The 24,426-nt window shown below is 68.7% G+C and carries 18 protein-coding genes, 1 tRNA gene, 1 other RNA gene and 1 pseudogene; 7 read left to right on the plus strand and 14 right to left on the minus strand.

Going from position 1 to position 24,426, the window contains the following annotated elements:
- Positions 1-207: 207 nt before the first annotated feature.
- On the minus strand, positions 208-771 hold the full coding sequence (locus tag KGS77_RS15650) for a flavoprotein (protein ID WP_242581911.1): 564 nt from the start codon (positions 769-771) through the stop codon (positions 208-210).
- A complete protein-coding gene (locus tag KGS77_RS15655) occupies positions 768-2,003 on the minus strand; it encodes a helix-turn-helix transcriptional regulator (protein WP_242581913.1) in 1,236 nt (411 codons plus the stop codon). Before KGS77_RS15655 ends, KGS77_RS15650 begins: the two co-directional genes overlap by 4 nt.
- A gap of 1,521 nt (positions 2,004-3,524) precedes the next feature.
- Here KGS77_RS15655 and KGS77_RS15660 point away from each other — a divergent pair.
- Positions 3,525-5,237, plus strand: a complete 1,713-nt coding sequence (locus KGS77_RS15660; protein WP_242581915.1) for a restriction endonuclease — start codon at positions 3,525-3,527, stop codon at positions 5,235-5,237.
- 105 nt (positions 5,238-5,342) lie between these two features.
- Here KGS77_RS15660 and KGS77_RS15665 read toward each other — a convergent pair whose 3' ends face one another.
- Positions 5,343-5,492 carry a hypothetical protein gene (locus KGS77_RS15665; protein ID WP_242581918.1) on the minus strand — a complete coding sequence of 50 codons (150 nt, stop codon included), beginning with the start codon at positions 5,490-5,492 and terminating at the stop codon, positions 5,343-5,345.
- A gap of 208 nt (positions 5,493-5,700) precedes the next feature.
- Here KGS77_RS15665 and KGS77_RS15670 point away from each other — a divergent pair, with 208 nt between their 5' ends.
- Both KGS77_RS15670 and KGS77_RS15675 read left to right on the plus strand, forming a co-directional pair.
- Positions 5,701-7,374, plus strand: coding sequence for an ATP-binding protein (locus KGS77_RS15670; RefSeq protein WP_242581920.1), 1,674 nt, complete (start codon positions 5,701-5,703; stop codon positions 7,372-7,374).
- An 898-nt stretch (positions 7,375-8,272) separates the two neighbouring features.
- Positions 8,273-10,063 carry a prolyl oligopeptidase family serine peptidase gene (locus KGS77_RS15675; RefSeq protein ID WP_242587492.1) on the plus strand — a complete coding sequence of 597 codons (1,791 nt, stop codon included), beginning with the start codon at positions 8,273-8,275 and terminating at the stop codon, positions 10,061-10,063.
- A gap of 183 nt (positions 10,064-10,246) precedes the next feature.
- Here KGS77_RS15675 and KGS77_RS15680 read toward each other — a convergent pair whose 3' ends face one another.
- The 10 genes from KGS77_RS15680 to ffs form a co-directional block, all read right to left on the minus strand.
- Positions 10,247-11,152, minus strand: a complete 906-nt coding sequence (locus tag KGS77_RS15680; RefSeq protein WP_242581921.1) for an SURF1 family protein — start codon at positions 11,150-11,152, stop codon at positions 10,247-10,249.
- A gap of 99 nt (positions 11,153-11,251) precedes the next feature.
- Complete coding sequence (locus KGS77_RS15685; protein ID WP_242581924.1) at positions 11,252-12,835, minus strand: hypothetical protein; 1,584 nt, start codon at positions 12,833-12,835, stop codon at positions 11,252-11,254.
- On the minus strand, positions 12,832-13,443 hold the full coding sequence (locus KGS77_RS15690; RefSeq protein WP_242587493.1) for a SigE family RNA polymerase sigma factor: 612 nt from the start codon (positions 13,441-13,443) through the stop codon (positions 12,832-12,834). Before KGS77_RS15690 ends, KGS77_RS15685 begins: the two co-directional genes overlap by 4 nt.
- A gap of 319 nt (positions 13,444-13,762) precedes the next feature.
- Complete coding sequence (locus KGS77_RS15695; protein ID WP_242581927.1) at positions 13,763-14,872, minus strand: aspartate-semialdehyde dehydrogenase; 1,110 nt, start codon at positions 14,870-14,872, stop codon at positions 13,763-13,765.
- On the minus strand, positions 14,869-16,140 hold the full coding sequence (locus tag KGS77_RS15700) for an aspartate kinase (protein ID WP_242581930.1): 1,272 nt from the start codon (positions 16,138-16,140) through the stop codon (positions 14,869-14,871). Before KGS77_RS15700 ends, KGS77_RS15695 begins: the two co-directional genes overlap by 4 nt.
- Positions 16,141-16,563: 423 nt before the next feature.
- Positions 16,564-17,223 carry a DUF5063 domain-containing protein gene (locus tag KGS77_RS15705; RefSeq protein WP_242581932.1) on the minus strand — a complete coding sequence of 220 codons (660 nt, stop codon included), beginning with the start codon at positions 17,221-17,223 and terminating at the stop codon, positions 16,564-16,566.
- On the minus strand, positions 17,216-17,815 hold the full coding sequence (recR, locus tag KGS77_RS15710) for a recombination mediator RecR (protein WP_242581933.1): 600 nt from the start codon (positions 17,813-17,815) through the stop codon (positions 17,216-17,218). The genes KGS77_RS15705 and recR overlap by 8 nt, the downstream gene beginning before the upstream one ends.
- 51 nt (positions 17,816-17,866) lie before the next feature.
- Complete coding sequence (locus tag KGS77_RS15715; protein WP_242581934.1) at positions 17,867-18,226, minus strand: YbaB/EbfC family nucleoid-associated protein; 360 nt, start codon at positions 18,224-18,226, stop codon at positions 17,867-17,869.
- 390 nt (positions 18,227-18,616) lie between these two features.
- Complete coding sequence (locus KGS77_RS15720) at positions 18,617-21,139, minus strand: DNA polymerase III subunit gamma and tau (protein WP_242581935.1); 2,523 nt, start codon at positions 21,137-21,139, stop codon at positions 18,617-18,619.
- Positions 21,140-21,182: 43 nt separating this feature from the next.
- An RNA gene (gene ffs / locus KGS77_RS15725) (signal recognition particle sRNA small type) lies at positions 21,183-21,281 on the minus strand.
- Between the two features lie 131 nt (positions 21,282-21,412).
- On the opposite strand from ffs, the gene KGS77_RS15730 reads away from it, so the two are divergent.
- Positions 21,413-21,500: transfer RNA gene (locus KGS77_RS15730), tRNA-Ser, on the plus strand.
- A 63-nt stretch (positions 21,501-21,563) separates the two neighbouring features.
- On the opposite strand, the pseudogene KGS77_RS15735 reads toward KGS77_RS15730, so the two are convergent.
- Positions 21,564-22,091 (minus strand): annotated as a pseudogene (locus KGS77_RS15735) (tyrosine-type recombinase/integrase); the annotation flags it as partial.
- A gap of 493 nt (positions 22,092-22,584) precedes the next feature.
- Here KGS77_RS15735 and KGS77_RS15740 point away from each other — a divergent pair.
- The 3 genes from KGS77_RS15740 (at position 22,585) to KGS77_RS15750 (ending at position 24,159) form a co-directional block, all read left to right on the plus strand.
- Complete coding sequence (locus KGS77_RS15740) at positions 22,585-22,809, plus strand: hypothetical protein (protein ID WP_242581936.1); 225 nt, start codon at positions 22,585-22,587, stop codon at positions 22,807-22,809.
- Between the two features lie 111 nt (positions 22,810-22,920).
- Entirely contained in the window at positions 22,921-23,814 is an 894-nt protein-coding gene (locus KGS77_RS15745) for a phosphorothioated DNA-binding restriction endonuclease (RefSeq protein ID WP_242581937.1), read from the plus strand.
- A gap of 66 nt (positions 23,815-23,880) precedes the next feature.
- Positions 23,881-24,159 carry a ribbon-helix-helix domain-containing protein gene (locus tag KGS77_RS15750; protein WP_242581938.1) on the plus strand — a complete coding sequence of 93 codons (279 nt, stop codon included), beginning with the start codon at positions 23,881-23,883 and terminating at the stop codon, positions 24,157-24,159.
- Positions 24,160-24,426: the final 267 nt, after the last annotated feature.

Genomic DNA, 24,426 nt, shown 5'->3' on the forward strand with positions numbered 1-24,426 from the left:
CACGGCGCAGCAGTCGTTCAACCGTGGCGCGCGCCTCGCTCAAACTCGCTTCGATCAAGGCAAGTTCCGTGGGAGTCAGACCTCCCAAATCGCCGCTTCGCTCATTGATCCCTGACATGGCAATGAGCATGCGGCCGGGAATGGAAGAGGACCCGGACAGACTGTCCGGGTCCTATTTCCTTGTAGGTCAGGCAGGTTGACATATCGTCATTGCGTGGCTTCCTCCACGGCATCGAGCACTGCGGCCCACGGAAGTTCCCGCCCCGCCGGCGCTTCCCTCGGCTCGTACAGCGGCCAGACGTCGGGGCCGTAGACGACGCGCACTCCCCCAGCCCGAAGAGCGTCGATGTGACCTTTCCACGCGGGGTGGCGAGCATGCGCCGCGTTCACCCGCGGGAAGACGACGACCGGCAGACCGAAGGTGCCGATAGCCTCGCCAACCTGGGTCAGCGCCTGGTTGTCCATCAGGCCAGTCGCGAGCTTGGCGACCATGTTGGCGGAGGCGGGAGCGACCACGTAGCAATCAACCGGCGGATGCGGCCGGGCCTCACCAGGCAGGCGCGGTTCGTCGCGTACGGGTAGGCCGGTGAGCCGCTCCAGCCGCTCAACCTCCCCGCTCATCCGCAGCCACTGACCTGCGGTCGGCGTTAGCGTGACGGCCACCTGCCATCCGCGGTCCATCGCGGGTTCGACCAGACCGGTACGCAGTGCCTCTACACCCCCGGCCGCCGACCCGACGACCCCGAGCACGCCGCGCTTACCTGAACTCACTGCACCGCCCTGCACCGTTGCGCCATCACGAACACCTCGGACGAACGCGATCCGCCGGTCACGGGAGACTGCTTGATCAGGCCCCGCAACGTCTCGCGCACCCTCGGATTGTTGCGTACAAGCTGCGGCGACGTGCGCTCAGCAGTACGCAGCTCCGCAAACGCCTCGTCTCCCTGGCCAGCGAGCGACAGAGCCCGCGCGTAGTCGATGCGGTGGGAAACGCTGCGCTCCTGCGGCATGTGGTCGACGTTGATCCGGCCGTGTTCCACCACGTACGAGACGTTGTCCAGGTCCAGCTCAACGGACAGGCGATGGAGCAGGACGTTCGTCGGCCCGAATCCGGTCTGCCAGTAGTTCTCATCCGACCCAAGGTCGTCCGCGAGTTCTTCGGCACGGTCCAACAGCCCCGTTGCGGTGGGCCGGTCCTGATGCCTCGCTGCCGCGACTGCGGCACGCAGGTGGATCATCCCGAGCAAGCTGAGCGCGGCCGGGTCGTTCTCTGTCACCCGGGATGACAGCCACCTTGCCGCAGCGTTGCCCAGCTCGAGAGCATCGTCGTAGCGCCCATTGGCAAGCAGAGCATGCGTGCCGGACCGGGCCGCGGATGCCAGCACGAGCGGATCGTCCGACTCATCAGCGGCTCGCATCGCGCGCTCGGCAGCGAGCCATGAGATGTCAGACTCACCGATCTTCGCGAGCGTCGTAGCGGCGAGATGGTGCGTACGGGCCGACACTGCCCAACAATCGCTACGGTCGTCGCCGCGCCGCGCCGCGCGATCTTCCAACTCCTGTGCGGTCTGAAGCAGTGCGGGAAGAGCGGCGATGACACTGCCGAGCCGTCCGCCCTGGTAGTCGTTCCATGCCTGCTCCACCCGTACGGCCACGGGGGCGGGTGTCGGTAGCTGAGTCTCAGCCTGGGGGCCGAAGAGCAGACGCGAGAGGCGGCGTGGGGTCATGAGAGCGTCTCGTACGGCGGGGACGTCGTCCTGTTGGCGCTCGTCTTCCATGAGGACGGTCTGTCCGAGCAGGTCCCCGAGGGGCACGCGCAGGATGCGTGATAGCTCCGCGAGCATGTCGATGCGGGGCGGCTTCCGGCGCCCGGTCTCGATCTTCGCGAGCCAGTCAGTGCTACGACCGACCAGACCGGCCAGCACCTCTTGCGTGTAGCCGCGGCGCTTCCGGTAGAACGCGATGCGCTCGCCGATGCTTAGGTGATCTCCAAGACCACGCATTGCGTGATGCCTCCTGGTTGTAGGGGCCCGCTTCACGGTACCGAGCCGGTCGTCGCGCTGGACAGATGGTCTTTCCCGTCCGCCCAGCCGAGCGTCAAGCACCCAACAGCAGAGGGCCCGGACGAAGTGTCCGGGACCCGGTTCGTATGATCGTGATCCGAGATGGTGGACAAGAGGTGTCCCACCTGTCCGACTGTCCCAGTAGTCGGTTTGAGCTGCGAAAACAGGTGGGACAGGGAGAAACCGAGCTGTCCCACCTGTCCGGCGAGCGGGGCTGTAACACCCAGGGGGGCGCTAGCCTCCGGCCGTGAGCCCATCGACACTTCAGCTTCTGCTCGCGGCTCTCGGCGTGGGCGGAACCCTGGCAGCAGCGATCTTGACGCAAGTCCTTCAGAAGAGGGCTGAGCGCGAGAGGAGAGCTGCCGAAGACCTCCGCAGGTGGCACGCGGAACGCTTCCGCGCCGCCAAAGAGCTGCTCTACAAGATCAAGGAGACCGAACGCATCCTCTGGAGTGCGTGTGCCTCCCTGCCCAACGAAGAGGAGTATGCGCGGCTCCGGCGGGCCGGATACATGACGCTACTCACCGTCCGCGAAACCGATGTGCCTCAGCCCACCGACGATGTGATGGTCTTCGATACGGTGCACCTGGAGATCATCCAGGACGCACTACAGCAAGTGCACGGGCTCCTTGAAGAGGCGGAGCATCTGACTGCCGAGATCTCCATCCTGTCCGAGGGAACTACGCCAGATGCCGCGGCGGCTATGTTCGAGGCCGCATGGGACGCAGCCGGCGCCTTGGAGACAACGCGCGGCACACGTGACGAAGCGTCCCACGCAGTCTTGGCCATGCAAGATCCGATAGCCGCCTTCCAGGCGTCCGTGCGGGCAGAACTCGGCGTGGCGGCACCCCCATCCCCCGGGGTGTTACAGCCATCGGAGGGCGACTCCGGAGGGCCGACCAGAGGAATCCGCCGTAAGGGCTGCGTGTCTAACTGCGTGACAACGGAGGCGAACACTCACGTACGCCCACGGACGCTCAGGGACTGTTCGCGCAGCTCAGCGCCACCCGGGTGCCTGCCCCATCAGGCACCAAGATTGCTTCGGGACGAAGAGGTCGTGGGTTCAAATCCCGCCACCCCGACTGAAGGAACACCAGGTCAGGGGCCTGATCCGCGAAAGCGGGTCGGGCCCCTGACCTGTTATCGCTGCCTCTTGGGAGCCGGTCTCGGAATCCGCCTCCCAGAAGGCTCCTATCCCACGTCACACCCTCCGAGAATGCGCTTCAGCAATCCGCGGGTGACGCCCAGTGATCCACGCCACGTCACCACTGGGACCAAGGGGCGCCTCTTTCTGTCACTTGGGTCACAACGCCTCATCGCTCCGGCTGACTCGAGCAGACCTGCGGTACACGGAAGGCGCCAGACGGAGCGCCCGGCCGTCCTCGGCACAGCGCCGAGGACGGCCATCTGTTGACAGTGGTGCCGCCTACGCTGGGTATCACTGAACGCGACGGGCTGAGCATGGCCGAATTCAAGATCAACACGCGTGCCGTCGAGCGGGTACAACGGGACCAGACGCGGTCGATTCCGTTCGGAATACTGCGGAAGGTGCGACTGGGCGATCACGCGCGGACCTGGAGGGGGGCCAAGGTGGCGGGCAGGAGCGGGGCGGGCAGCAGCGACCCGTACGCACGGGAACTGGCACGACTGGCCAAGGAGGAAGAGCGGGCCCGGAAGGCGGCTGAGGCCGAGGCCAAGCGGCGGGCGCGCGAAGAGAAGCTGGCGTATGAGGCTGCCCGCGCCCAGCAAGCCATCGACCGAACGAGCGTGATCGAGCACGACGTCGAGCAGCTTTCGACGCTGCTGCGCGCGGCGGTGCTGGACCACCGCCCCCTGTCATTCGACGCGCTCCGGCAGGAATTCACGCCATCGGCATTCGCCCCCAAGACGGGCATGTCGACACATAGGCCCTTGCCGTGCTGGGAAGAGTACGAGCCCGAGCCTCCACAAAGATGGCTTGGGGCACTCGGCTTTGGCCGTAAACGGTATGACGCGGAGATGGAGGCGGCCCGTCAACGGTTCGACAGGGCTCTGCAAGACCACTCACGTGACGAACAGAAGCGTCTGGAGAAGCTCCGAGAGGCGCGCGCCCGGCACGAAGAGCGCATGCGGCAGAAGACGGCCCGGGTCGAGGAATGGAACGCCGCTGTCGAGGAGCGCCGCAACGCCTACCGGGACAGGGATGTCGATGCTGTCGAGTGGTTCATCGACCAGGTGTTGGCTGCTTCCGCATACCCGCACGACTTCCCGAGAGCCCATCAGGTGCGGTACCAGGCCGACACCGGTGACCTGCTCGTCCAGATCGATCTGCCGCTGGAGGATGTGGTTCCCACAGCTCGTGCATACCGGTACGTGAAGACGCGCGACGAGTTCACGCCGGTCCCGCGTCCGGAAAAGGAACGTAAGGAGCTGTACGCGTCGGTCCTGGCACAGACCGCCCTGCGAACCGTGTACGAGCTCTTCTCCGCCGACACCGAGGGGGTGGTGCGGTCCATTGCGTTGAACGGTCATGTGGCCACCATCGACCGAGCCACCGGGCGCGAAGTACATCCATGCCTGGTCACGCTTCAAGCGGATCGGGAAGAGTTCAACCAGCTAGTGCTGACACAGGTGGACCCTCGGGCCTGTCTCAAACGGCTCCGCTCCATTATCTCGCCGAACCCATACGAGTTGGAACCGGTGCGCCCACTGGTCACATTCGACCTGTCCAAGTTCCGGCTCATGGACAGCATGGACGTCGTCGCGGGCCTGGACAGCCGGCCTGTACTGACCGACCTGACGCCCACGGAATTCGAGCACCTCGTCCGGCAGTTGTTCGAAGCCATCGGGCTGGACAGCGTCAACACGCAGCCGTCACAGGACGAGGGGGTCGACGCGGTCGCCATGAACACCGACCCCGTCATGAAAGGGCTATGCATCATCCAGGCAAAACGCACTGCCAAAGTGGTGCCGTTCGAGACGGTGTCCGCACTCGCCGGCGTGGTGGAACACAAGCGGGCAGCCAAAGGCATACTCGTGACGACCTCTTGGTTCGGCCGTGCCAGCGAGGCATTCGCCAGCGAACACGGGCGCCTAGAACTCCTCGACGGAGCGAACCTGGTGCACCTTTTCAAGGAACACATGGGCCTGGACGTCATCCCCGGCCCGGTACCACCGAAGCGCCGTCCCCGCTAAGCATCTGCATCGGACTAGGGCACAACGTCCCTACCCACTACCGACGAGCGGCCATTCGTACCAGAACACATCTCCAGCCGACATCGAGCGCTGCCCGACGAGAAGTCACTCGCGAGCCATGAGCTGGGCGAGTACGGCCACCACCGTGGTGGCTGCCACTACGGCCGCCCCGGCTTCGGGAGCGTGCAGGGTCAGGACGCCGACGAGAGCACCAATCAACAGGAGAAGGACGAGGCGCACGCTGATCTGTTCCATGAGGACCTGCTTTCAGTGCGAAACGGGTTGTGCAACCAGCGTGACCGCCTCATCTGCGGCCTTGACGCCCCCAAGACAACCGTTGACAACATCGACCAGGAACAGCCAACGTCTGACCAAGCGCGACGGATTCCGGCGCTCATGTGTACAGATGTTGGCGCGTCTGGCTTACAAGAGATGACACAGAACCATCGGAGGGGGGAAGATCATGGCCGCCCAGCCGTGGAAGAGGCCCGAGCTGGCTGATCAGCCCGATCTGAAGAAGCTGAACGATGAGCTTCACGCCCTGAGACTGGACGCAGGACTCCCATCGGCGCGGACCATTCGCGACCGCATCGGGAAGGACGCGCAGGACTACTGGATAGTGAACCACCAAGCAGTGCTGGACACCTTCCAAAAACCTGACCTCCCTCCACGGGGCCGCCTCGACGTCATCGTCGCCGCCTTGGCCGAAGACGCTGGACGCCATGATGTGAACAGCGAGGTAGACCGCTTCAGGGGCCTGTGGAAGCAGGTTTTCAGAGAAACGGTTACACAAGCATCAGTACACTCTCCGGGAGTTACCACTGCATCTGCCGGTGACGATGCCGTAGGTGACATTGCTGCCCCCTTCGAAGCCTTGCGGGAGTGGGCGCAGGGCATCAAGGACACAAGCAGGCCGACAGGGGAAGAGCCTTCGGCCAGCCCCGAGGCTCCTGACAATAAGGACCAGGCCACTGCGCGGTTCAATTACGCGGAGGAGTCCTTGAAGGGCCTGATCATCAATGCATCACAGGCCCTGTGGCACGACAAGGACGCACTGAGGATCTTCCTCGGTGTAGTCCGCCGCAGTGAGGGCTTTGTGAAGATGGCTGACGCGGTGGAGGAGCGACGGCCGGCGAACGCAACGTTCTACGGCGTGGAGAGCAGAGAGTTCGAAGTGGACTACTCTCCGGCTCGATCAGAGTTGCGCACGCTGCACCGCGTTCTGGACCAGCACAGACTTAAGCGGCAGTGGTCATTCACCGCCATGGAGGAGCAGACAGGCGTCTCTGCTGATGCATGGATCCGCTGGTACACGCATGACGAATTGCCCGATCGCGAGGCGCTCGTCGCGTTCTCTCACATGGCGCATCTGGTACCAGAAGATCACGTCCTGCTGCTCGGCCTCTGGGATGCAGCCCGCGATGCGTTGGATGCACAGAAACACTCTGCCGCGCTGCCGTCCAGTATCAGCTTCGATGAGGCATGGACGATGCGTGCACCGGCGGCATCAGCGTTGTGGGCGCTCGCCGGGGTCGGAGGCGACGACCTGACCGCGTACGGCCCCGATCTGTCCTGCGGCACAGCTCCGGCGTTCGTTGTGGCCGGACCGGCCAGGTCGGGGCGCTCCACGACACTGGTAACCATCGCACGCTCTCTTCTCGCAGCCGGTACCCGGCTCGTGCTGGTCACGCCCAGGCCGTCACCCTTGAGGGAGTTGGCCAACCGAGATGAAGTGGTGGCTCACCTCATAGGGGACGACATCGGTTACGACGAACTCGACGAGGTTTTGTCGGTGGCCTCTACTGACGACCCGACCGTTATCGTGATGGACGATGCGGAGATCTTGGATAGGTGTGATGCCTGGCGCCTGCTGAAAAACCTAATCCGGCACGGATTCGATGACGGTTTGGCACTGGCCCTGGGCGGCGATGAAAGCAAACTCCAGCACAGCCACTACTGGCTGCGGGAGGCCCAGAAAGCCCACCGCGGCCTCCTGCTGTCCCCGCAGGATCGGAATTCCGGCGACTTGATCGGCATCAAGATTGGAAACTCCGTCATTGCCAGCCCTGCTACTCCTGGCCGGGGCTGGCTCCATCTCGGGGACGGCAGACTATTGGCGGTAACCGTGCCACGGTGAAAGTCGTCACCACTCGCATCCCCTGGCTGTGGCCTCACCAGTGAGCGACAGCAACACGGCGTGTCGCGTTCGTGAATCGGCATCACCGTACAGCAGTAGACGACTACGGACGCCGACGTGCCACCACAGCAGGTGAGAGGGACACCGTCCCAGATCAGGACCAGGCCCCCATCCAAGCCACTTCTAGGTGCATCGGATTCTGACAGCACCCGTCGGCTTCCCCGTACACACTGCCGTTAGCGCACAACACGCACTTGGATTTGTACGTCACTGGCGGCGGTGCGCGCCGAGGAACAGGCGACGATGCCAGGAATGAGCGGCGCCGGTGTTCCCCGCACCCGACGTCGCGATCAACTCACTCGGCGATGCTTCGGCTTCAGGGGCGGGGGCCTTTCTGGGAATGCCTGAGGGGAATGCGGAGTGGTCGGCGGGCCGGCGGAGCCGGTTTGAGTTCTTCGGTGATCGGGTGGGCCGCCGGGGGCACGAGTGAGGCGGCGGTTTCGGTCCAGGGGGTGCATGGAAGCCGACGCAGCGATCCGATGCCCGTATGCCCGATGTGGCACTGGAGGTGCATCAGGGTCTTGCCGATGATGTTCGCGACTTCCCGCAGGCTCGGAGTCGGGGGTCACGTCGCGACAGCGCGGGAAGCCCTTCCGGTCGACGTACTCACTGGCGGCATGGATCGGGAGGCGCTCGTCCCACATGCGCGGCTGGCCCTGCGCCGGTCCGCAGAACCGCTGTTCAGCGGCGTGTGGAGGAAGTTATCCACAGGTCGACGGCCGCGCCGACGGATTTTCGGCGGCCGGAGCAGAATGGGCCCATGACTGACGAGACGACGGGCATGGCAGGCATGGCGCGTACGACGGGCGCCACCGACACGACCGGCACGAGCGAATCCATGCCGGACTGGGAGAAGCGGTTCCGGGCGCCGCGGGTCGGGCTGCCCGACTGGGCCCGGGACGCGCCGGACCGTTCGCTGTTCGTCTCGAACGCGACGGGAACCTTCGAGCTGTACGCGTGGGACCGGGCGAGCGGCGAGCAGCGGCAGGCGACGGACCGGCCGAACGGTACGACGGACGGGACGCTGACGCCGGACGGCGAGTGGATCTGGTGGTTCTCCGACACCGACGGGGACGAGTTCGGGGTGTGGATGCGCCAGCCCTTCGGTGGCGGTGCGGACGAGCCGGCGGCTCCCGGGCTGGAGCCCTCCTACCCTGCCGGGCTGGCGCTCGGGCGGGACGGGACGGCGGTCGTCGGCCGATCGACGGACGAAGAGGGCTCGACCATTCATGTCGTACGGCCGGGGCAGCAGCCGGTGGAGATCTACCGGCACCGCGAGTCGGCGGGGGTCGGCGATCTCTCGCACGACGGCTCGCTGATCGCGATAGAGCACACCGAGCACGGTGATGCGATGCACTCGGCGATCCGCGTCGTACGGCCGGACGGCACCACGGTCGCCGAGCTGGACGACACCAGGGGCGGCACCGAGGAGCTGGGCCTGTCGGTGATGGGCTTTGCGCCGGTGGACGGGGATGCGCGGCTGCTCGTGGGGCATCAGCGCCGTGGCCGCTGGGAGCCGATGATCTGGAATCCGCTGACGGGTGAGGAGAGCGCCCTGGCCATCGATCTGCCGGGTGATGTCAGCGCGGACTGGTATCCGGACGGGTCGGCGCTGCTGGTGGAGCACGAGTACCAGGCGCGCGGTGAGCTGTGGCGCTACGAAACGGCGACGGGTGCGCTGTCCCGGGTGGAGACGCCGACGGGCACGGTCTCGGGGGCCGGCGCCCGGCCGGACGGTTCGGTGGAATTCCTGTGGTCCTCGGCCGCTCAGCCACCGGCGGTCCGCTCCACCAGCGGGCAGGTCGTGCTCGACCCGCCCGGGATGAAGGCGCCGGGTTCGGTGCCGGTGACGGACGCATGGGTCGAGGGGCCGGGCGGCCGGGTCCACGCGCTCGTACAGAAGCCGGCCGGTGAGGGCCCGTTCCCGACCGTCTTCGACATCCATGGCGGCCCGACGTGGCACGACAGCGATGCCTTCGCCTCCGCGCCCGCCGCGTGGGTGGATCACGGCTTCGCGGTCGTACGGGTCAATTACCGCGGTTCGACCGGGTACGGCCGGGAGTGGACGGACGCGCTCAAGCACCGGGTGGGGCTGATCGAGCTGGAGGACATCGCGGCGGTGCGGGAATGGGCCGTCTCTTCCGGGCTCGCGGACCCGGAGCGGCTGGTGCTGGCGGGCGGCTCGTGGGGCGGTTACCTGACGCTGCTCGGTCTCGGTACGCAGCCGGACTCCTGGTCGCTGGGCCTGGCGGCAGTACCGGTCGCGGACTACGTCACGGCCTACAACGACGAGATGGAGGCCCTCAAGGCGATGGACCGCACCTTGCTGGGCGGGACTCCCGAGGAGGTGCCGGAGCGCTTCGAGGCGTCTTCGCCGCTGACGTACGTCGACGCGGTACGGGCGCCGGTCTACATCTCGGCGGGGGTCAACGACCCGCGCTGCCCGATCCGCCAGGTGGAGAACTACGTCCGGCGCCTGGAGGAGCGCGGCCATCCGCACGAGGTCTATCGTTACGACGCGGGTCACGGCTCGCTGGTCGTGGAAGAACGCATCAAGCAGATCCGTCTGGAACTGGACTTCGCCCGCCGTCACCTTGGTATGAGCGGCGGTCCGGAGGCCACGGCGTAGGCGGGGAGGGGGAGGAGGAAGGAGGACGGGCGACGGGGACGGGGCTTCGTAGGAGCAGTGACGGCAGGCGCGGGCTCGGGGCGAAGCCGGACAGGGCGGGGCGGGGCGGGGCGAGCGGAACGGGGGTGGTGCGCGGTGGGAGCCGTGAGCTTGTGGGCGAGGGAAGTCCTGGGCCGGGGCGGGTCAGGACTGCGGGACGGGCTTGTTCTCGTCCTTGGGCTTGTTCTCGGCGTTGGCCTCGGCCTTGCCTTCAGCCTTGGCTTTGTCCTCGGCCTTGGGCGTTGCCGTTCCGCCGCTGGACGGAGCAGGCGTCTCGGGGAGGATGCCGAGGGCGGCGTCCTTGGCGGCCTCCACCTCGCGGCGGAAGAGCCGGAACCACATGAACAGGGCAAAGCCCACGAAGACGAACCACTCACCGGTGTAGCCGAGGTTCTGGAACGCCTTGAGATCCAGCCCGCTGCCCTCTGCGGCGACGGGCGGGACGGCCCGCAGCGGGGCCGGGGCATCGGCGACGGTCACCCACGCGTCATAGACCCCGTACGGAACGATGTTGACCAGCGACGCCGCGCTGATCATGCCGAGCTGGCCCTTGGGCAGGCCGCCTTCGGCCCGCACCCCCTTGGTGCCCTGGTTCTCGGACGCCTGAAGGGCGCCGGTGACCGTCACCCGGCCGCGCGGCGGGGCGGGTACCTTCGCCGTGTCGGCCCGCGCGTCCGCGTCTCCGGGCAGCCAGCCCCGTACGACCGGGAGGGCCTTGCCGCTCTCCGTACGCAGCAGCGTCAGGACGTAGAAACCACGCTTGTCGTCCAGGTCGCGGTCCGGTACGAGCATCTGGTGCCCGGCGTCATAGCGACCGGTCGCGCGGACCTGGCGGCCGGAGGTGACCTTGTCGACGGGCAGCAGCTCGTCCAGGGGGCGGGCCGGCGCGGTATGGGCGGCGGAGGTGCGGTTCTCCTGCTGCTGATGGGTATCGACACGGTCCTCGAAACGGCCGAGCTGCCAGGTCCCCATGAAGATGCAGAAGGGGATCGCCAGCACGACGAAGACGTTGATTCCCCACCACCGCGGGGTCAGCAGGAATCGATACACGCCTTCAACGGTACGGGGCGCGGCGCGGAGCCCGGACGGCGGGGCCGCACCGTCCCCTCCACGGCGCGGCCCCGGCCGTCGGGACCTGGGCTGCCCGCGTCAGTGGGCCGGCAGCGCCTGGGTGCGGTACACCGTGCCGGCGCACGCATCCGGGATCCTGGTGTCCGCCGCCGCGGGCTCGCCGGCCTCGGGCGTGTGGCTGAGCACCACGCCCGCGGGGAGCTGCCCGCCGGAGGGTACGCCGTCGTTGCCCCCCGCCTGGCTGCCGGTTCCGCTGTCGGGCGCGCTGCCGGCTCCGTTGCCGGCCCCGCCACCGCCACCACCACTGGCGTCGGCCGAGTTCGGGCTGCCCGGGGTCCCGCCGCCCGTGCTCGGCGAGGGAACCGGGGTGGGCGAGGTGCCGGGAGTGGCGCACCCGGACGTACCGCCGCCGGCCGCCGGGATCCACGCGAACTTGATCTCGTACGCCGCGCCGGGCTCCAGAACGAGCTTGTCGGGGGTGGTGACCGGATTGGGCAGGCCGGGGGCGTCGTCGCCCGCGGTGTGGTCGACGACATGGATACGGGACATCTCGGCGGCGCCCTGCACGGTCACCCCCACAGCTCCGCCCCCCTCGACCGAGCAGGTGCTCTTGGAGGTGTTGACCACCCGGAAGGTTCCGTAGATCCGGCCGGCCGAGTCCGCCGGACCGACCGTGCCGGAGCCCCGGCCGAGCTGCGCCCGCGTGCAGACCGGCGAGGTGGCGTCCATGGTCTCGGACGGGTCGGGGGTGCCGGCTCCGGGACCGGACACCGTGCCGTTCTTCGGCTTGCCCGCGTCCTTGCCGCCCGGCTTGCCCGGCCCCTCCTTCTTGCTGCCAGGGCCTACGGGCGGCTGGTTACGGTGCTCCGTGCCCTCGCCGTGCGAGCCGCCGGGGATTCCCGGGGTGCGCTGGCTGCTGGCGGCGTTGGCGGGACGGTCCTCGGGACCGTCGTCGAAGCTGGCGACGCGCACCATCGCGGGGATCGAGGTGCCACCGAGGAGCAACGCGGCGGCCATGCCCACGACGGCGTGCCGACGGCGTCGGCGGCGTGCGGGGACCGCGCGGCGCAGGTGCTCCAGCGAGTCCGGTGCGGGCTGAAGGTCGCCGACGACGGCGTGCAGCAGCCGCCTGAGCTGCTGCTCATCGACCCCGTCCGCGTCTCCGCCGGCCCCGTCACCGCCACCGCTGCCACCGCCCCTGCGGCCGTCACCGCCGTCCCCGGTGCCACCGTCTCCGCCGCTCCCCTCGGAGCCCGTACGACCCACAGCACCCGTACGGCCCACAGCACCCGTACGGTCCTCGACTCTCGTACGGTCCTCGGAATCCCTGCGGTCCTCGGCGCGGTCCTCTGCTCGGCCCTCCCACGCAGGATCGCTGCGCTCCTGCTTCTCGGGACGGCTGGGGCACGCGGGATCACGGTGCCGTTCAGGGGTGTTCCGGCGCTCGGAAGTGCCGTACATTCCCGTGCTGTGCGGACGCTTCGCGCCATCGGGACGTCCATCGCCGGATGTCGCACGGCCGGAACCCGGCGCACGGCTGGAGCCGGACGTCTGTCCGGAGCCGAAAGGGTGCCCGGTGCCGTTCGGGTGCGGGGAGCCGTGCGGCTTTTCGGGATGGTGCGAGTCGTACGGGTCGTACGGGCCGAACTGCTTGCCAGTCATGCCGGAGCCTCCATGGCGACGCGCAGCGCCGCGATACCCCGGGAGCCGTACGCCTTCACCGAGCCGAGCGATATACCCAGCGTTTCGGCGACCTGTGCCTCGGTCATATCGGCGAAGTACCGCAGCACGAGCACCTCGCGCTGCCGCCGTTGCAGCCCACGCATCGCCTTGATCAATTGGTCGCGCTCCAGCAGGTCGTACGCGCCCTCCTCCGCACTGGCCATGTCGGGCATCGGCTTGGAGAGCAGCTTCAGGCCGAGAATGCGTCGGCGCAGGGCGGAACGGGAGAGGTTGACGACCGTCTGCCGCAGATAGGCGAGGGTCTTCTCGGGGTCGCGCACCCGCCCGCGCGCGGAGTGCACCCGTATGAACGCCTCCTGGACGACGTCCTCGCACGAGGCGGTGTCGTCCAGGAGCAGCGCGGCGAGACCCAGCAGCGAGCGGTAGTGCGCGCGATAGGTCTCGGTGAGATGGTCGACTGTCGTGCCCACTGCCATCGCGTCGTCAGCGTCCCCACGCTGGGACGGCATCTGCGCGGGCTGCGCGGCAGGCCACGGGGCGATCACCGGCATGCCTCCGGGCGTACGGGCATGCCCCGGCCGCACCATCGTGCTGCCGGTGCCCCCCGGGGCGATCGCGATACCGAGTACCTCTGCCACGCTTGTTGGACACGCTTCCCCCCATCAGGGTTGTACGCGCAAGGCACCGTCTTTGACGGCGGGTCACCTGCCCTCATGCGTACCAGCTCTTCCCCAATGCCCCAGTTTTCGTCAGCGCCCTTGTGGGGCGGCGACAAAGACGCTCCCCGCCCAACTGCCGGTTGCAGTAAGGCGGGGAGCGAATAGTCGAACACCCCGGCGGCCCAGTTCAAGTGATTCGGACCAACGATTCGCTCACGGGTCCTTCACAGGTCCCTCAAAGTATGTCCTAACCGTTCAGCTCCGCCGCCACCGCCTCGGCGATCTGCACGGTGTTCAGTGCCGCGCCCTTGCGCAGGTTGTCCCCGCACACGAACAGCTCCAGCGCTTTCGGGTCGTCCAGCGACCTGCGTACGCGGCCGACCCAGGTCGGATCGGTGCCCACGACGTCCGCGGGCGTGGGGAACTCACCCTGCGCCGGGTCGTCACTGAGGACGACACCGGGCGCCGTCGCCAGGATCTGGTGCGCCCCGGCGACCGTGACCTCGTTCTCGAACCGCGCGTGCACGCTCAGCGAGTGGGCGGTGATCACCGGCACCCGTACGCAGGTGGCGGTGACCTTCAGGTTCGGCAGCCCCAGGACCTTGCGGGACTCCTCGCGGATCTTGAGCTCCTCGGAGGACCAGCCGTCCTCACGCAAGGACCCGGCCCACGGTACGACGTTCAGCGCGATCGGCGCCGGGAACGGCCCGAGGGTGTCACCCACCGCCCGCCGTACGTCACCGGGCGCCGTCCCCAACTCCATGCCGCAGACCGCCGAGAGCTGCGCCCGCAAGGTGTCGACACCCTCGTTGCCCGCCCCGGGGACGGCCGAGACGGCTTGGTAGGTGGAGACGATCAGCTCGCTGAGTCCGTACTCCGCGTGCAGCGCACCCAGCGCCACGATCATCGACAGCGTGGTGCAGTGGGGGTTGGCGATGATGCCGCGCGGACGGACCCGCGCCGCGGAGGCGTTGACCTCGGGGACGACCAGCGGCACATCCGGATCCATCCGGAAAGCGCCTGAATTGTCCACTACCACCGCGCCCTTGGAGACGGCGATCGGCGCCCACCGCGCGGCGACTTCGTCCGGGACGTCGAACATCGCGATGTCGATCCCGTCGAAGACGTCCTCGTCCAGCGCGCGGACCTCGACCTCCTCGCCCCGTACGGCCAGCTTGCGGCCGGCTGCCGGAGCGGAGGAGGAAACCAGCCGGATCTCGCCCCAGACGTCGGCCCGCTCGGAGAGGATGCCGAGCATCACGGAGCCGACCGCGCCGGTGGCCCCGACGACGGCGAGATGCGGCTTACGGGCCGTACGGTCCTGGTGTCCCGTACGGCCCGCGAAGGCCGAGGTCATCGGCCGGTGCCGCCATACACCACGGCCTCGTCGTTCTCGCTGTCCAGGCCGAAGGCGGTGTGCACGGCCCGCACGGCTTCCTTGACGTCATCGGCGCGGGTGACGACCGAGATGCGGATCTCGGATGTCGAGATGAGCTCGATGTTCACACCGGCGTTGGACAGCGCCTCGAAGAACGTCGCCGTCACCCCGGGGTTGGTCTTCATCCCCGCGCCGACCAGCGAGATCTTGGCGATCTGGTCGTCGTAACGCAGCGAGTCGAAGCCGACCGTGGCCCGGGTCTTCTCCAGGGCGGCGACGGCCTTGCGGCCCTCGTCCTTGGGGAGGGTGAAGGAGATGTCGGTCAGACCCGTGGACGCGGCCGACACGTTCTGGACGACCATGTCGATGTTGACCTCGGAGTCCGCGATGGCGCGGAAGATCGTCGCGGCCTCGCCCGGCTTGTCCGGAACTCCGACGACCGTGACCTTCGCCTCGGAGGTGTCGTGCGCGACGCCCGAGATGATTGCCTGCTCCATCGGCTGGTCCCCTTGCGGTTCGTTGCTGACCCAGGTGCCGCGCAGCCCCGAGAAGGACGAGCGGACGTGAATCGGGATGTTGTAACGGCGTGCGTACTCCACACAGCGGTGCAGCAGCACCTTGGAGCCGGAACTCGCCAGCTCCAGCATGTCCTCGAAGGAGATCCAGTCGATCTTCCGGGCCTTCTTCACGACCCGCGGGTCGGCGGTGAAGACACCGTCCACATCGGTGTAGATCTCACAGACATCGGCGTCCAGGGCCGCCGCGAGCGCGACGGCGGTCGTGTCCGACCCGCCCCGCCCCAGCGTCGTGATGTCCTTCTTGTCCTGGGAGACACCCTGGAAGCCGGCGACGATGGCGATGTTGCCCTCGTCGACGGAGGTCTTGATCCGGCCCGGCGTGACATCGATGATCCGCGCCTTGTTGTGCACGGAGTCGGTGATCACACCGGCCTGGCTCCCGGTGAAGGACTGCGCCTCGTGACCGAGGTTTTTGATCGCCATCGCCAGCAGCGCCATGGAGATCCGCTCTCCGGCGGTCAGCAGCATGTCGAACTCGCGCCCCGACGGCATCGGGGACACTTCCTGAGCGAGATCGATCAGCTCGTCCGTCGTGTCGCCCATCGCCGAAACCACGACGACCACCTGATGGCCGTTCTTCTTGGCTTCGACGACTCGCTTGGCAACGCGCTTGATGCCCTCGGCATCCGCAACGGATGAGCCGCCGTACTTCTGCACGACAAGGCCCACGTGCGCTCCTCGCAACTGTCTCTTCGGGAGTTTCCCCCCGGACCCCCGGAGATGGGGGTACTGCGGTCGGCTCAGTTTAGCGAGCAGGCGGAATCCGCCTCGCCAATACCACATGGTGAGACATTGCGCTCACTCCATGATCACGGCAGCTCCGTGATCACAGCGGTCGCCCGTATGTCGTACACCGTACGTCTCGCACGGTACGCCGCACGTTTCGTTGCGCGTACGCCGTACGCCGTACGTCTCGCACAGCACGCCGTACGCGTGCACCGCCGTGGACCGGCGTGGCGCACCGTTGCGCCCGCTCGGCCACTCCCTGCCCGCTCGCGGACGGAGCACACGGAAACGTAAGTCAGGTCACACGCGGAACACGCGGCATCACGCGGAACACACGGCATCATGCGGCACGGCAGCCCGCGGGCGTCACACTTGCCGCAGCCCCAGCGGCCCCGCGATCTCCGCCGCCATGACCTTCCCGGCCTCCTCGGCGAGCGCCTCCTCGCCGTCGGTATTGCTGTCGGTGTCCAGCCCGTCCAGCTCGTCCAGCGGCTGGTCCAGGCGTACGTGGGCGACCAGCGACTGCAGCGCGCGCAGCGCGGCGGAGGCGGTCGGCCCCCAGTTGGAGAGGTAGGAGAACTGCCACCACCACAGGGCCTCACTGACCCGGCCCGCCCGATAGTGCGCCAGGCCGTGCCGCAGGTCCGTGATGATGTCGGCGAGGTCGTCGGAGATCCGGCAGGCCACGGGCGCGCTGCGCGGGACGTACGGGTCGAAGACCTCGGAGTAGACGTCCACCGGGTCCAGCATGGCCGCGAAGCGCTCGCGCAGGTCGTCCACGTCCGGTTCGGGGCCGACGTCCGGCTCGTAGCGCTCGTCCGGGACGATGTCCTCGTGGGCGCCCAGCCGACCGCCGGTGAGCAGCAGTTGCGAGACCTCCAGCAGCAGGAACGGCACCGCGCTGTCCGGCTCGTCGCCCTTGGCGACCTCCGTGACCGCGACGATGAAGCTCTCGATCGAGTCGGAGATCTGAACGGCGAAATCGTCCGGGTCCTGCGAAGCGTTGTGCAGCATGGCATCAGACATCGAGAAGTCTCCTCCCTTCGAAGGCCCGCCCGAGCGTGACCTCGTCCGCGTACTCCAGATCGCCTCCGACCGGCAGGCCGCTGGCCAGCCGCGTCACTCTCAGGCCCATGGGCTTGATCATGCGCGCGAGGTACGTGGCCGTGGCCTCGCCCTCCAGGTTCGGGTCGGTGGCCAGAATCAGCTCGGTGACCGTGCCGTCCGCGAGCCGCCCCAGCAGCTCCCGTATCCGCAGGTCATCGGGGCCGACGCCCTCGATCGGGCTGATCGCCCCGCCCAGGACGTGGTACCGGCCGCGGAACTCCCTGGTCCGCTCGATCGCCACGACGTCCTTGGGCTCCTCCACGACGCAGATGACCGCCGGGTCGCGGCGCGGGTCCTGGCAGACCCGGCACTGCTCGTCCTGCGCGACATTGCCGCACACACTGCAGAACCGGACCTTCGCCTTGACCTCCATCAGCGCGTTCGCGAGCCGGCGGACATCGGTGGGCTCGGCCTGAAGAATGTGGAAGGCGATCCGCTGCGCGCTCTTGGGACCGACGCCGGGCAGCCTGCCCAGCTCGTCGATCAGATCCTGGACCACGCCTTCATACACGGAACGTCTTCTCTCTCTTCTGCCGTATTGCGTACGCTAGTTGGCTCCTCCTCAGAAGGGGAGACCGGGAATCCCGCTGCCGCCGCCCAGGCCCTGGGCCAGCGGACCGAGCTTTTGCTGCTGCAACTTCTGGGCACTGGCGTTGGCGTCCCGCACCGCGGCCAGGACCAGGTCCGCGAGGGTCTCGGCGGTCTCCTCGGGGGTCGCCGCCTCCGGGTCCACCGCCCTGGGGTCGATGACCAGCCCCTGGAGCTCACCGGAACCGGTCACGGTCGCCTTGACCAGACCGCCTCCCGACGAGCCCTCGACGGGCGTCTCGGCGAGCTCCTGCTGGGCCGCAGCCAGATCCTGCTGCATCTTCTGGGCCTGCTGGAGGAGCTGCTGCATATTGGGCTGACCACCGGGGATCACGACGTGACTCCTGCCATACGACAACGATTGTGCGGTAGCCCGAGCCTACGTGTTCCGAGGGCGGTGCGCCCTACGCCGTACGGAGGAGCACGGGTGTACGCCCGGACCCCTGCCGCATGCCCGGTTCCCACCCGTTCACGCGCCGGTCACGGCACCTCACCGCCCGTCGCCGCCGCGCCGGCCGAGCGACCCCGGACTGTGCCGGGCCGTACGGAACCGGGCTCAGCCGTACGGAACCAAGCCCAGCCGCGCGGAACCGGGCCGCACCCGACGGACCGACGGACCAGCCAACCGGCCAACCGGCCAACCGGCCAACCGGCCAACCGCGAAAACAACCCCGACCACCGGTTTGTTTTGTCGCCCTCCCGATCGCCTTGTCGCCCCTCCCCCTCACTCGTTGTTGTACTCCTCCACCACCGTCGCCCCCAGCTCGCGCACGATCAGCTCGTGCCCGCTCAGCGCGGAGTCGACCAGATCCGGGTCGTCCTCGGCCGGCATGTCGTCCTCGATCGACACCGGCGGGGCCTCCGGCTCGCGATACGCGGAGTCCGCCGGCGCACCCCCCGTCGTACGAGCCCCACCGGCACCACTGATCCCGCCGGCACCACCAGCCCCGGGCCCCGAGGACGCCACGGCCTGCCGCGCCGCCTGCGCGCCCTGTCCACCGCCCGCGGATCCGCTTCCGCCGTGCTCGTACGGGGACCCTGACCCGGCCGGACCGCCCGGCGAAGGCGCCGCGGGCGCGGACTGCTGCGGCGCCCCGGCCACCGGCCCGCCGTAACCGCCACCACCGCCGGCCCCGGCACCGAAGCCGCCGCCGTTGCCTCCGCCGCCGAAGCCACCACCGGCGCGGGGTGCCCCGCCCGGGGCACCGCCCGGAGGATTCGTACCGCCCGACGGGTCGACGATCGCCTCGACCCGCCACTGCACATGGAATTTCTCGGCCAGTGCCTCCCTCAGCACGTCCTCGCTGCCGCCGTTGGCAAAGCTGTCGCGGGCCCCGGCGTTGGGGAAGCCGATCTGCAGCGTGGTTCCGTCGAACCCGCTGACCTGAGCGTTCTGGCTCAGAAGGATCCACGTGAAACGTCGCCGGCCCTTGACGGCCTCCAGGATCTCCGGCCACATCTGCCGCACCTGCGCCGCACCCTGCGCCATCCCGGCAGCACCGCCCCCGGCCTGCGGCTGCTGCGGCTGTACGGGCGCGGACGGCACCGACTCGGACGACTCGTACGCCCCGGCAGCACCACCCGAAGCACCACTCCAGGCACCCTGAGCGCTTTGGCCACCCTGGCTGCTCTGCCCGCCTTGCCCGCCTTGCCCCGGCGCGACCGCCGACGGCCACCCGCCGGGCTGCCGCCCCGTACTCCCTGGCCCGGCCCCGGCACTACCGGGCCAAGCCCCCGGCCGCCCCCCAGTGCCACCACCGGCCTGCACGCCCCCCTGCTCCTGCCCCTGAGCCGGAGCCGGAGCGGAAGCCTGAGCAGGACCGGACGCGACCCCGCCACCACCGGCCGGCGCCGCCGGCCCCTGACCGCCTTCACCACCCATCGGTACGGGCGGCGCCGCCCCGGCCCCGCGCACCGCCGCACGAGCCGCCGCGGGCCCGGACGGCCCGGCAGACGGCGGCATCACCGCGTGCCCCTCGGGACCCGGCACGTACCCGGCCGCCGGTCCGCCCCCGGCCGCCACCGGTGGCCCGCCCGGCAGGCCGGCCCCGGCCCCGGCGCCGCCCGCCGCCCCCAGCGCGGCCACACTCATGCCGCGCTCCAGCCGGTCCAGCCGCGCCTGCACCGAACGCTCGTCGTCGTATGCGGCGGGCAGCAGCACCCGCGCACAGATCAGTTCGAGCTGAAGCCGCGGCGAGGTCGCGCCGCGCATCTCCGTCAGCCCCGCATTGACCAGGTCCGCCGCCCGGGCCAGCTCCGCGCCGCCGAACACGGACGCCTGCGCCTGCATCCGCTCCACGACGTCGGCCGGTGCGTCGATCAGGCCCTTCTCCCCCGCGTCCGGCACCGCCGCCAGGATCACCAGGTCCCGCAGCCGCTCCAGCAGGTCGGCCACGAACCGCCGCGGGTCGTTCCCGCCCTCGATCACCCGGTCCACGACCTCGAAGGCCGCCGCCCCGTCCCCCGCCGCGAACGCCTCCACGATCGAGTCCAGCAGCGACCCGTCCGTGTACCCGAGCAGGGACGTGGCCATGGCGTACGTCACACCGGCCGCACCCGCCCCGGCCAGCAGTTGGTCCATGACGGACATCGAATCCCGTACGGACCCCGCCCCGGCCCGTACGACCAGCGGCAGCACCCCGTCCTCGACCGGAATGCCCTCCCGCTCGCACACCTCGCCCAGGTACTCCCGCAGCGTCCCCGGAGGGACCAGCCGGAACGGATAGTGATGCGTACGCGACCGGATCGTCCCGATGACCTTCTCGGGCTCCGTCGTCGCGAAGATGAACTTCAGGTGCTCCGGGGGTTCCTCGACGACCTTCAGCAGGGCGTTGAAGCCCGCCGAGGTGACCATATGGGCCTCGTCGATGATGTAGATCTTGTACCGGCTGCTGGCCGGCCCGAAGAACGCCTTCTCCCGCAGCTCACGGGCGTCGTCCACGCCTCCGTGCGACGCCGCGTCGATCTCGATCACGTCGATCGACCCGCGCCCGTTACGCGCGAGGTCCACGCAACTATGACAAACGCCACACGGCGTGGGCGTCGGCCCCTGCTCACAGTTCAGGCAGCGCGCCAGGATGCGCGCACTGGTCGTCTTGCCGCACCCGCGCGGCCCACTGAACAGGTACGCGTGGTTGACCCGGTTGTTCCGCAGCGCCTGCTGCAGCGGGTCGGTCACGTGCTCTTGCCCGATGACCTCGGCGAAGGACTCGGGGCGATAGCGGCGGTACAGCGCAAGGGACGACACGCATACGACGATATCGGCCCCCACTGACAACCGGCCGCCCGCAAACGCAAGCGCCCCTCACGCACCCGCCAGAGCCCACTTACCCTTGCTGCCTTCCGGCCCTGGGGGAGTTAGGTGAGATAGCGCCACGTGAGGGGCTGCGCACCACCCTAGCGGATCCCCCTCCAATCCCACGACCCCACCCCCTCGCCCGCCCCCCGCCACCCTCCCTCTCGACTCCCTCCCCCGGATCATGTTCGCGAGCACCCCCCAACGTCTTGTATTGTTTGCGGCGGAGGATTCGCCTAGTGGCCTAGGGCGCACGCTTGGAAAGCGTGTTGGGGGCAACCCCTCACGAGTTCGAATCTCGTATCCTCCGCCAGTGCCTCACCGGGCACTACGTCGAAGGCCCCCATCGTTCGCGATGGGGGCCTTCGTCGCGTTCTCACCCCTCGTTGTCCTGGTTTTTGTCCACAAGGGGTGTCTCCTGGGGGCCCCAGATGGCTTCGGCGATCTTCCGGGCCACGTCCTTGAGCATGGCGTCCGGCACATGGAGGTAGCGCGCCCTCATGCTCGCGGAGGTGCCCGGCTCCCAACCCATGATCTGGTCGATGACGCGGTCCGGGACACCGAGCAGCATGAGCACGGTGGCGGCCGTGTGACGGGCGTCATGAAAGCGGGCGTCACGGACGCCGGCGTCTTCCAGCAGACGCTTCCAGTCGCGATAGTCCGTGTTCGGGCTCAGCGGGCCACCCAACGGCTTGGTGAACACATAGTCCGACTCAGCCCGCAGGTCGCCGGCCGCCTTGCGTTGGTTCTCCTGCTCCCCAGCGTGCAGGCGCAGAATCTCGACCAGAGGCCCCGGCAGGGGCGCCGCACGGCGCCCCGCCCTTGACTTGATGTTCTTGGTCTCGCGCCGCACCTGTTGCCTCTGCGGGCAACATCCGGTCTTCCGGCCGCAGGGCGCAGCCTCCTGAACGGAGGGCGATTGCGAGCTGGACACGGCCTTGGAGGCGCCGACTGATCGCGCACTCGTCTGGCCGGACGACGAACGGCTTTGCACATGGCGGCGCCGTCACGGCAGGCGTGGGACTCGCCGCTGGGGCTGGATGCACCGCTTGCCCGACTCCTTGCAGACGCGGCCTCCGAGGAACTGCGCCGCATGCCGGCGGCTCTGGGCATCCCATCAGCCGGCACCACCAAGGAGGAGCGACTGACCACCCTGCACCACAGTGATCCGGAGCGAGTGGCCGCGGTCGTCGCTTCGGCGCCTGCGACCGACCGGCAATTGCTTGAGCGGCGAGCCCGTCACCAGGGTGAACAGCCGCAGGCGCAGGCGGAGTTCATCATGATCGCGGCCCCGTCGGCCGACCCCGGGCCGAGTGCGCGCTGGGCACTGGAGCGGGATTTGCTGGTCCAGTGCAGGTACTCCGGGTACGGGCCTGCGCGTCGCCCCCGCGGCCTGCGTGATCCACAGCGAAGAACCCGCCCTCCTCGCCGAACTCGTCGCCCACAGAAAGCTCGATGACCTCGGCCTGCGCCTGCCGGCATCGACCGTGCTGGTCAGCCGGACCCCGCTCGACAAGACCCTCGCCGCACTCAGGGCCGCGGGCTACGCCCCCATCGCCGAGAGTGCCGACGGGACCGTACGCCTCGAAAAGGCCCAGCGCCCTCCTCACCTGTATGCCTGATGCCATCTGCGCGCGACGGCGAACGGGTCTTCACCCTCTCCCGCATCCTCGGCGTCATGCCCGGGTGGCCCGGCCCAAGGCTGCGAGGAGCCTCGACTACGATCGCCGATCGTGGACTGGGTCGAGCGCACCGCACAGCTGAGGCAGTGGACGAGGGGTGGGGCACGGGCTCCGCACAAGCCGTTGCTGTTCCTGTACGCGCTCAGCCGGTTTCAGCAGAACGCCGAGGGCGAGCTGCGGTACAGCGCGGTGGAAGAGGATCTGCGGAGGCTGCTCACCGAGTACGGGCCGGGTAACCGGACGACGCCCGCCTACCCCTTCCACCACCTGGTGAGTGACGGGGTGTGGGAGGTGCGCACCGAGCGCGGGCCGGGCAGCCCCGGGACCGGGGTCAGGGAGCTGCGGGAGACCGGGGCCGCCGGGCGGCTGACGCCGGAACTGCGGGCGGCGTTGCGGCGGGAGCCGTCCCTGCTCGGCCGGATGACGCGGGTGCTGCTCGACCTGAACTTCCCGCCCTCCCTCCACAGCGAGCTGTGCGAAGCCGTCGGCCTTGAGCTGGAGGAGGCCGAAACCGGACAGCTCTCGGCCGCGCGCAGGCAACGGGACCGGCGGATGCGGGAGATGGTTCTGACGGCCTACGAGTACCAGTGCGCTTTCTGCGGGTACGACGGCAGGATCGGCGCGGTGCCGGTCGGGCTGGAAGCCGCCCACGTGCGCTGGTGGGCGTTCGACGGACCGGACGACGTCGACAACGGGCTGTGCCTGTGCTCGCTGCACCACAAGCTCTTCGACAAGGGCGTACTCGGTCTCGATGACAACCATCGCATCCTGGTCTCGCAAAGCTTCGTCGGCCGCAGCACCGCCGCCCGCGAGCACGTCATCACGTTGGCCGGCCGTCCGGTCATAGGCCCCCAGCCGGGCGCTCGCCCCATCGCCGCCACCTACCGCTCCTGGCACACCAGCCAGGTCTTCCACGGCAGCCCACGTCCCGCCACGACCACCTGATCGCTGTTCCGGCGGTCACGGAAATGCGCGGGTAAGCAGCGCGGTACCAAGAGGATGGTCTCTTGTATGGCGACAAAGAAGGTAACGGTGACGATTCCCGAGGATCTCCTGGACGAGATCCGCGCGAAGGCGGCGGAGCGGGGCCTGTCGGCGTACGTCGCCGAGGCGCTGCGCTCCCAGCGCGACCGGGACCGGCTGCGGGAACTGGCCGACTGGCTGCAGGAGGAGCATGGTCCGCTCGCCGAGGACGAACGCGCCGCAGCGTTGGGAGAACTGGAGGAGCTCGACGCCGAGCACGAGCGCCGCCGCGCCGCCGGAACGCGCAGCAGCGGAGAGGCCGCGTGAGGAAGCAAGCCGGTGAACGAGGGCAACGGCCACTGCGCGTCTTCGTACGCGACCGCGAAGCCCTGTCCCTGGCCGTGCGCGGCGGCCGGAAGGTGATCGCGTGGCTCGACCTCGCGGCCGGAGGGGAAGCCGGGGTTGGTGACGTCTCCGATGACGCTGGTCGAGGCGTACGACGGTAGAACCACCGAGCAGCGCTGGGACTGGGTGCTCTCCCGAATCAAGGGCGCGGACATCGGCAAGGACGAGGCACGCCAGGCACGCCGCCTG

The sequence above is a fragment of the Streptomyces sp. MST-110588 genome (assembly GCF_022695595.1).
Taxonomy (GTDB): domain Bacteria; phylum Actinomycetota; class Actinomycetes; order Streptomycetales; family Streptomycetaceae; genus Streptomyces.

What these genes read in the sequence shown, in the direction of transcription:
- KGS77_RS15655 (WP_242581913.1), bottom strand. Translation starts at nt 2,003, where the DNA reads ATGCGTGGTCTTGGAGATCACCTAAGCATCGGCGAGCGCATCGCGTTC.
- KGS77_RS15660 (WP_242581915.1), top strand. Translation starts at nt 3,525, where the DNA reads ATGGCCGAATTCAAGATCAACACGCGTGCCGTCGAGCGGGTACAACGG.
- KGS77_RS15665 (WP_242581918.1), bottom strand. Translation starts at nt 5,492, where the DNA reads ATGGAACAGATCAGCGTGCGCCTCGTCCTTCTCCTGTTGATTGGTGCT.
- KGS77_RS15670 (WP_242581920.1), top strand. Translation starts at nt 5,701, where the DNA reads ATGGCCGCCCAGCCGTGGAAGAGGCCCGAGCTGGCTGATCAGCCCGAT.
- KGS77_RS15675 (WP_242587492.1), top strand. Translation starts at nt 8,273, where the DNA reads ATGCCGGACTGGGAGAAGCGGTTCCGGGCGCCGCGGGTCGGGCTGCCC.
- KGS77_RS15685 (WP_242581924.1), bottom strand. Translation starts at nt 12,835, where the DNA reads ATGACTGGCAAGCAGTTCGGCCCGTACGACCCGTACGACTCGCACCAT.
- KGS77_RS15690 (WP_242587493.1), bottom strand. Translation starts at nt 13,443, where the DNA reads ATGGTGCGGCCGGGGCATGCCCGTACGCCCGGAGGCATGCCGGTGATC.
- KGS77_RS15695 (WP_242581927.1), bottom strand. Translation starts at nt 14,872, where the DNA reads ATGACCTCGGCCTTCGCGGGCCGTACGGGACACCAGGACCGTACGGCC.
- KGS77_RS15705 (WP_242581932.1), bottom strand. Translation starts at nt 17,223, where the DNA reads ATGTCTGATGCCATGCTGCACAACGCTTCGCAGGACCCGGACGATTTC.
- KGS77_RS15750 (WP_242581938.1), top strand. Translation starts at nt 23,881, where the DNA reads ATGGCGACAAAGAAGGTAACGGTGACGATTCCCGAGGATCTCCTGGAC.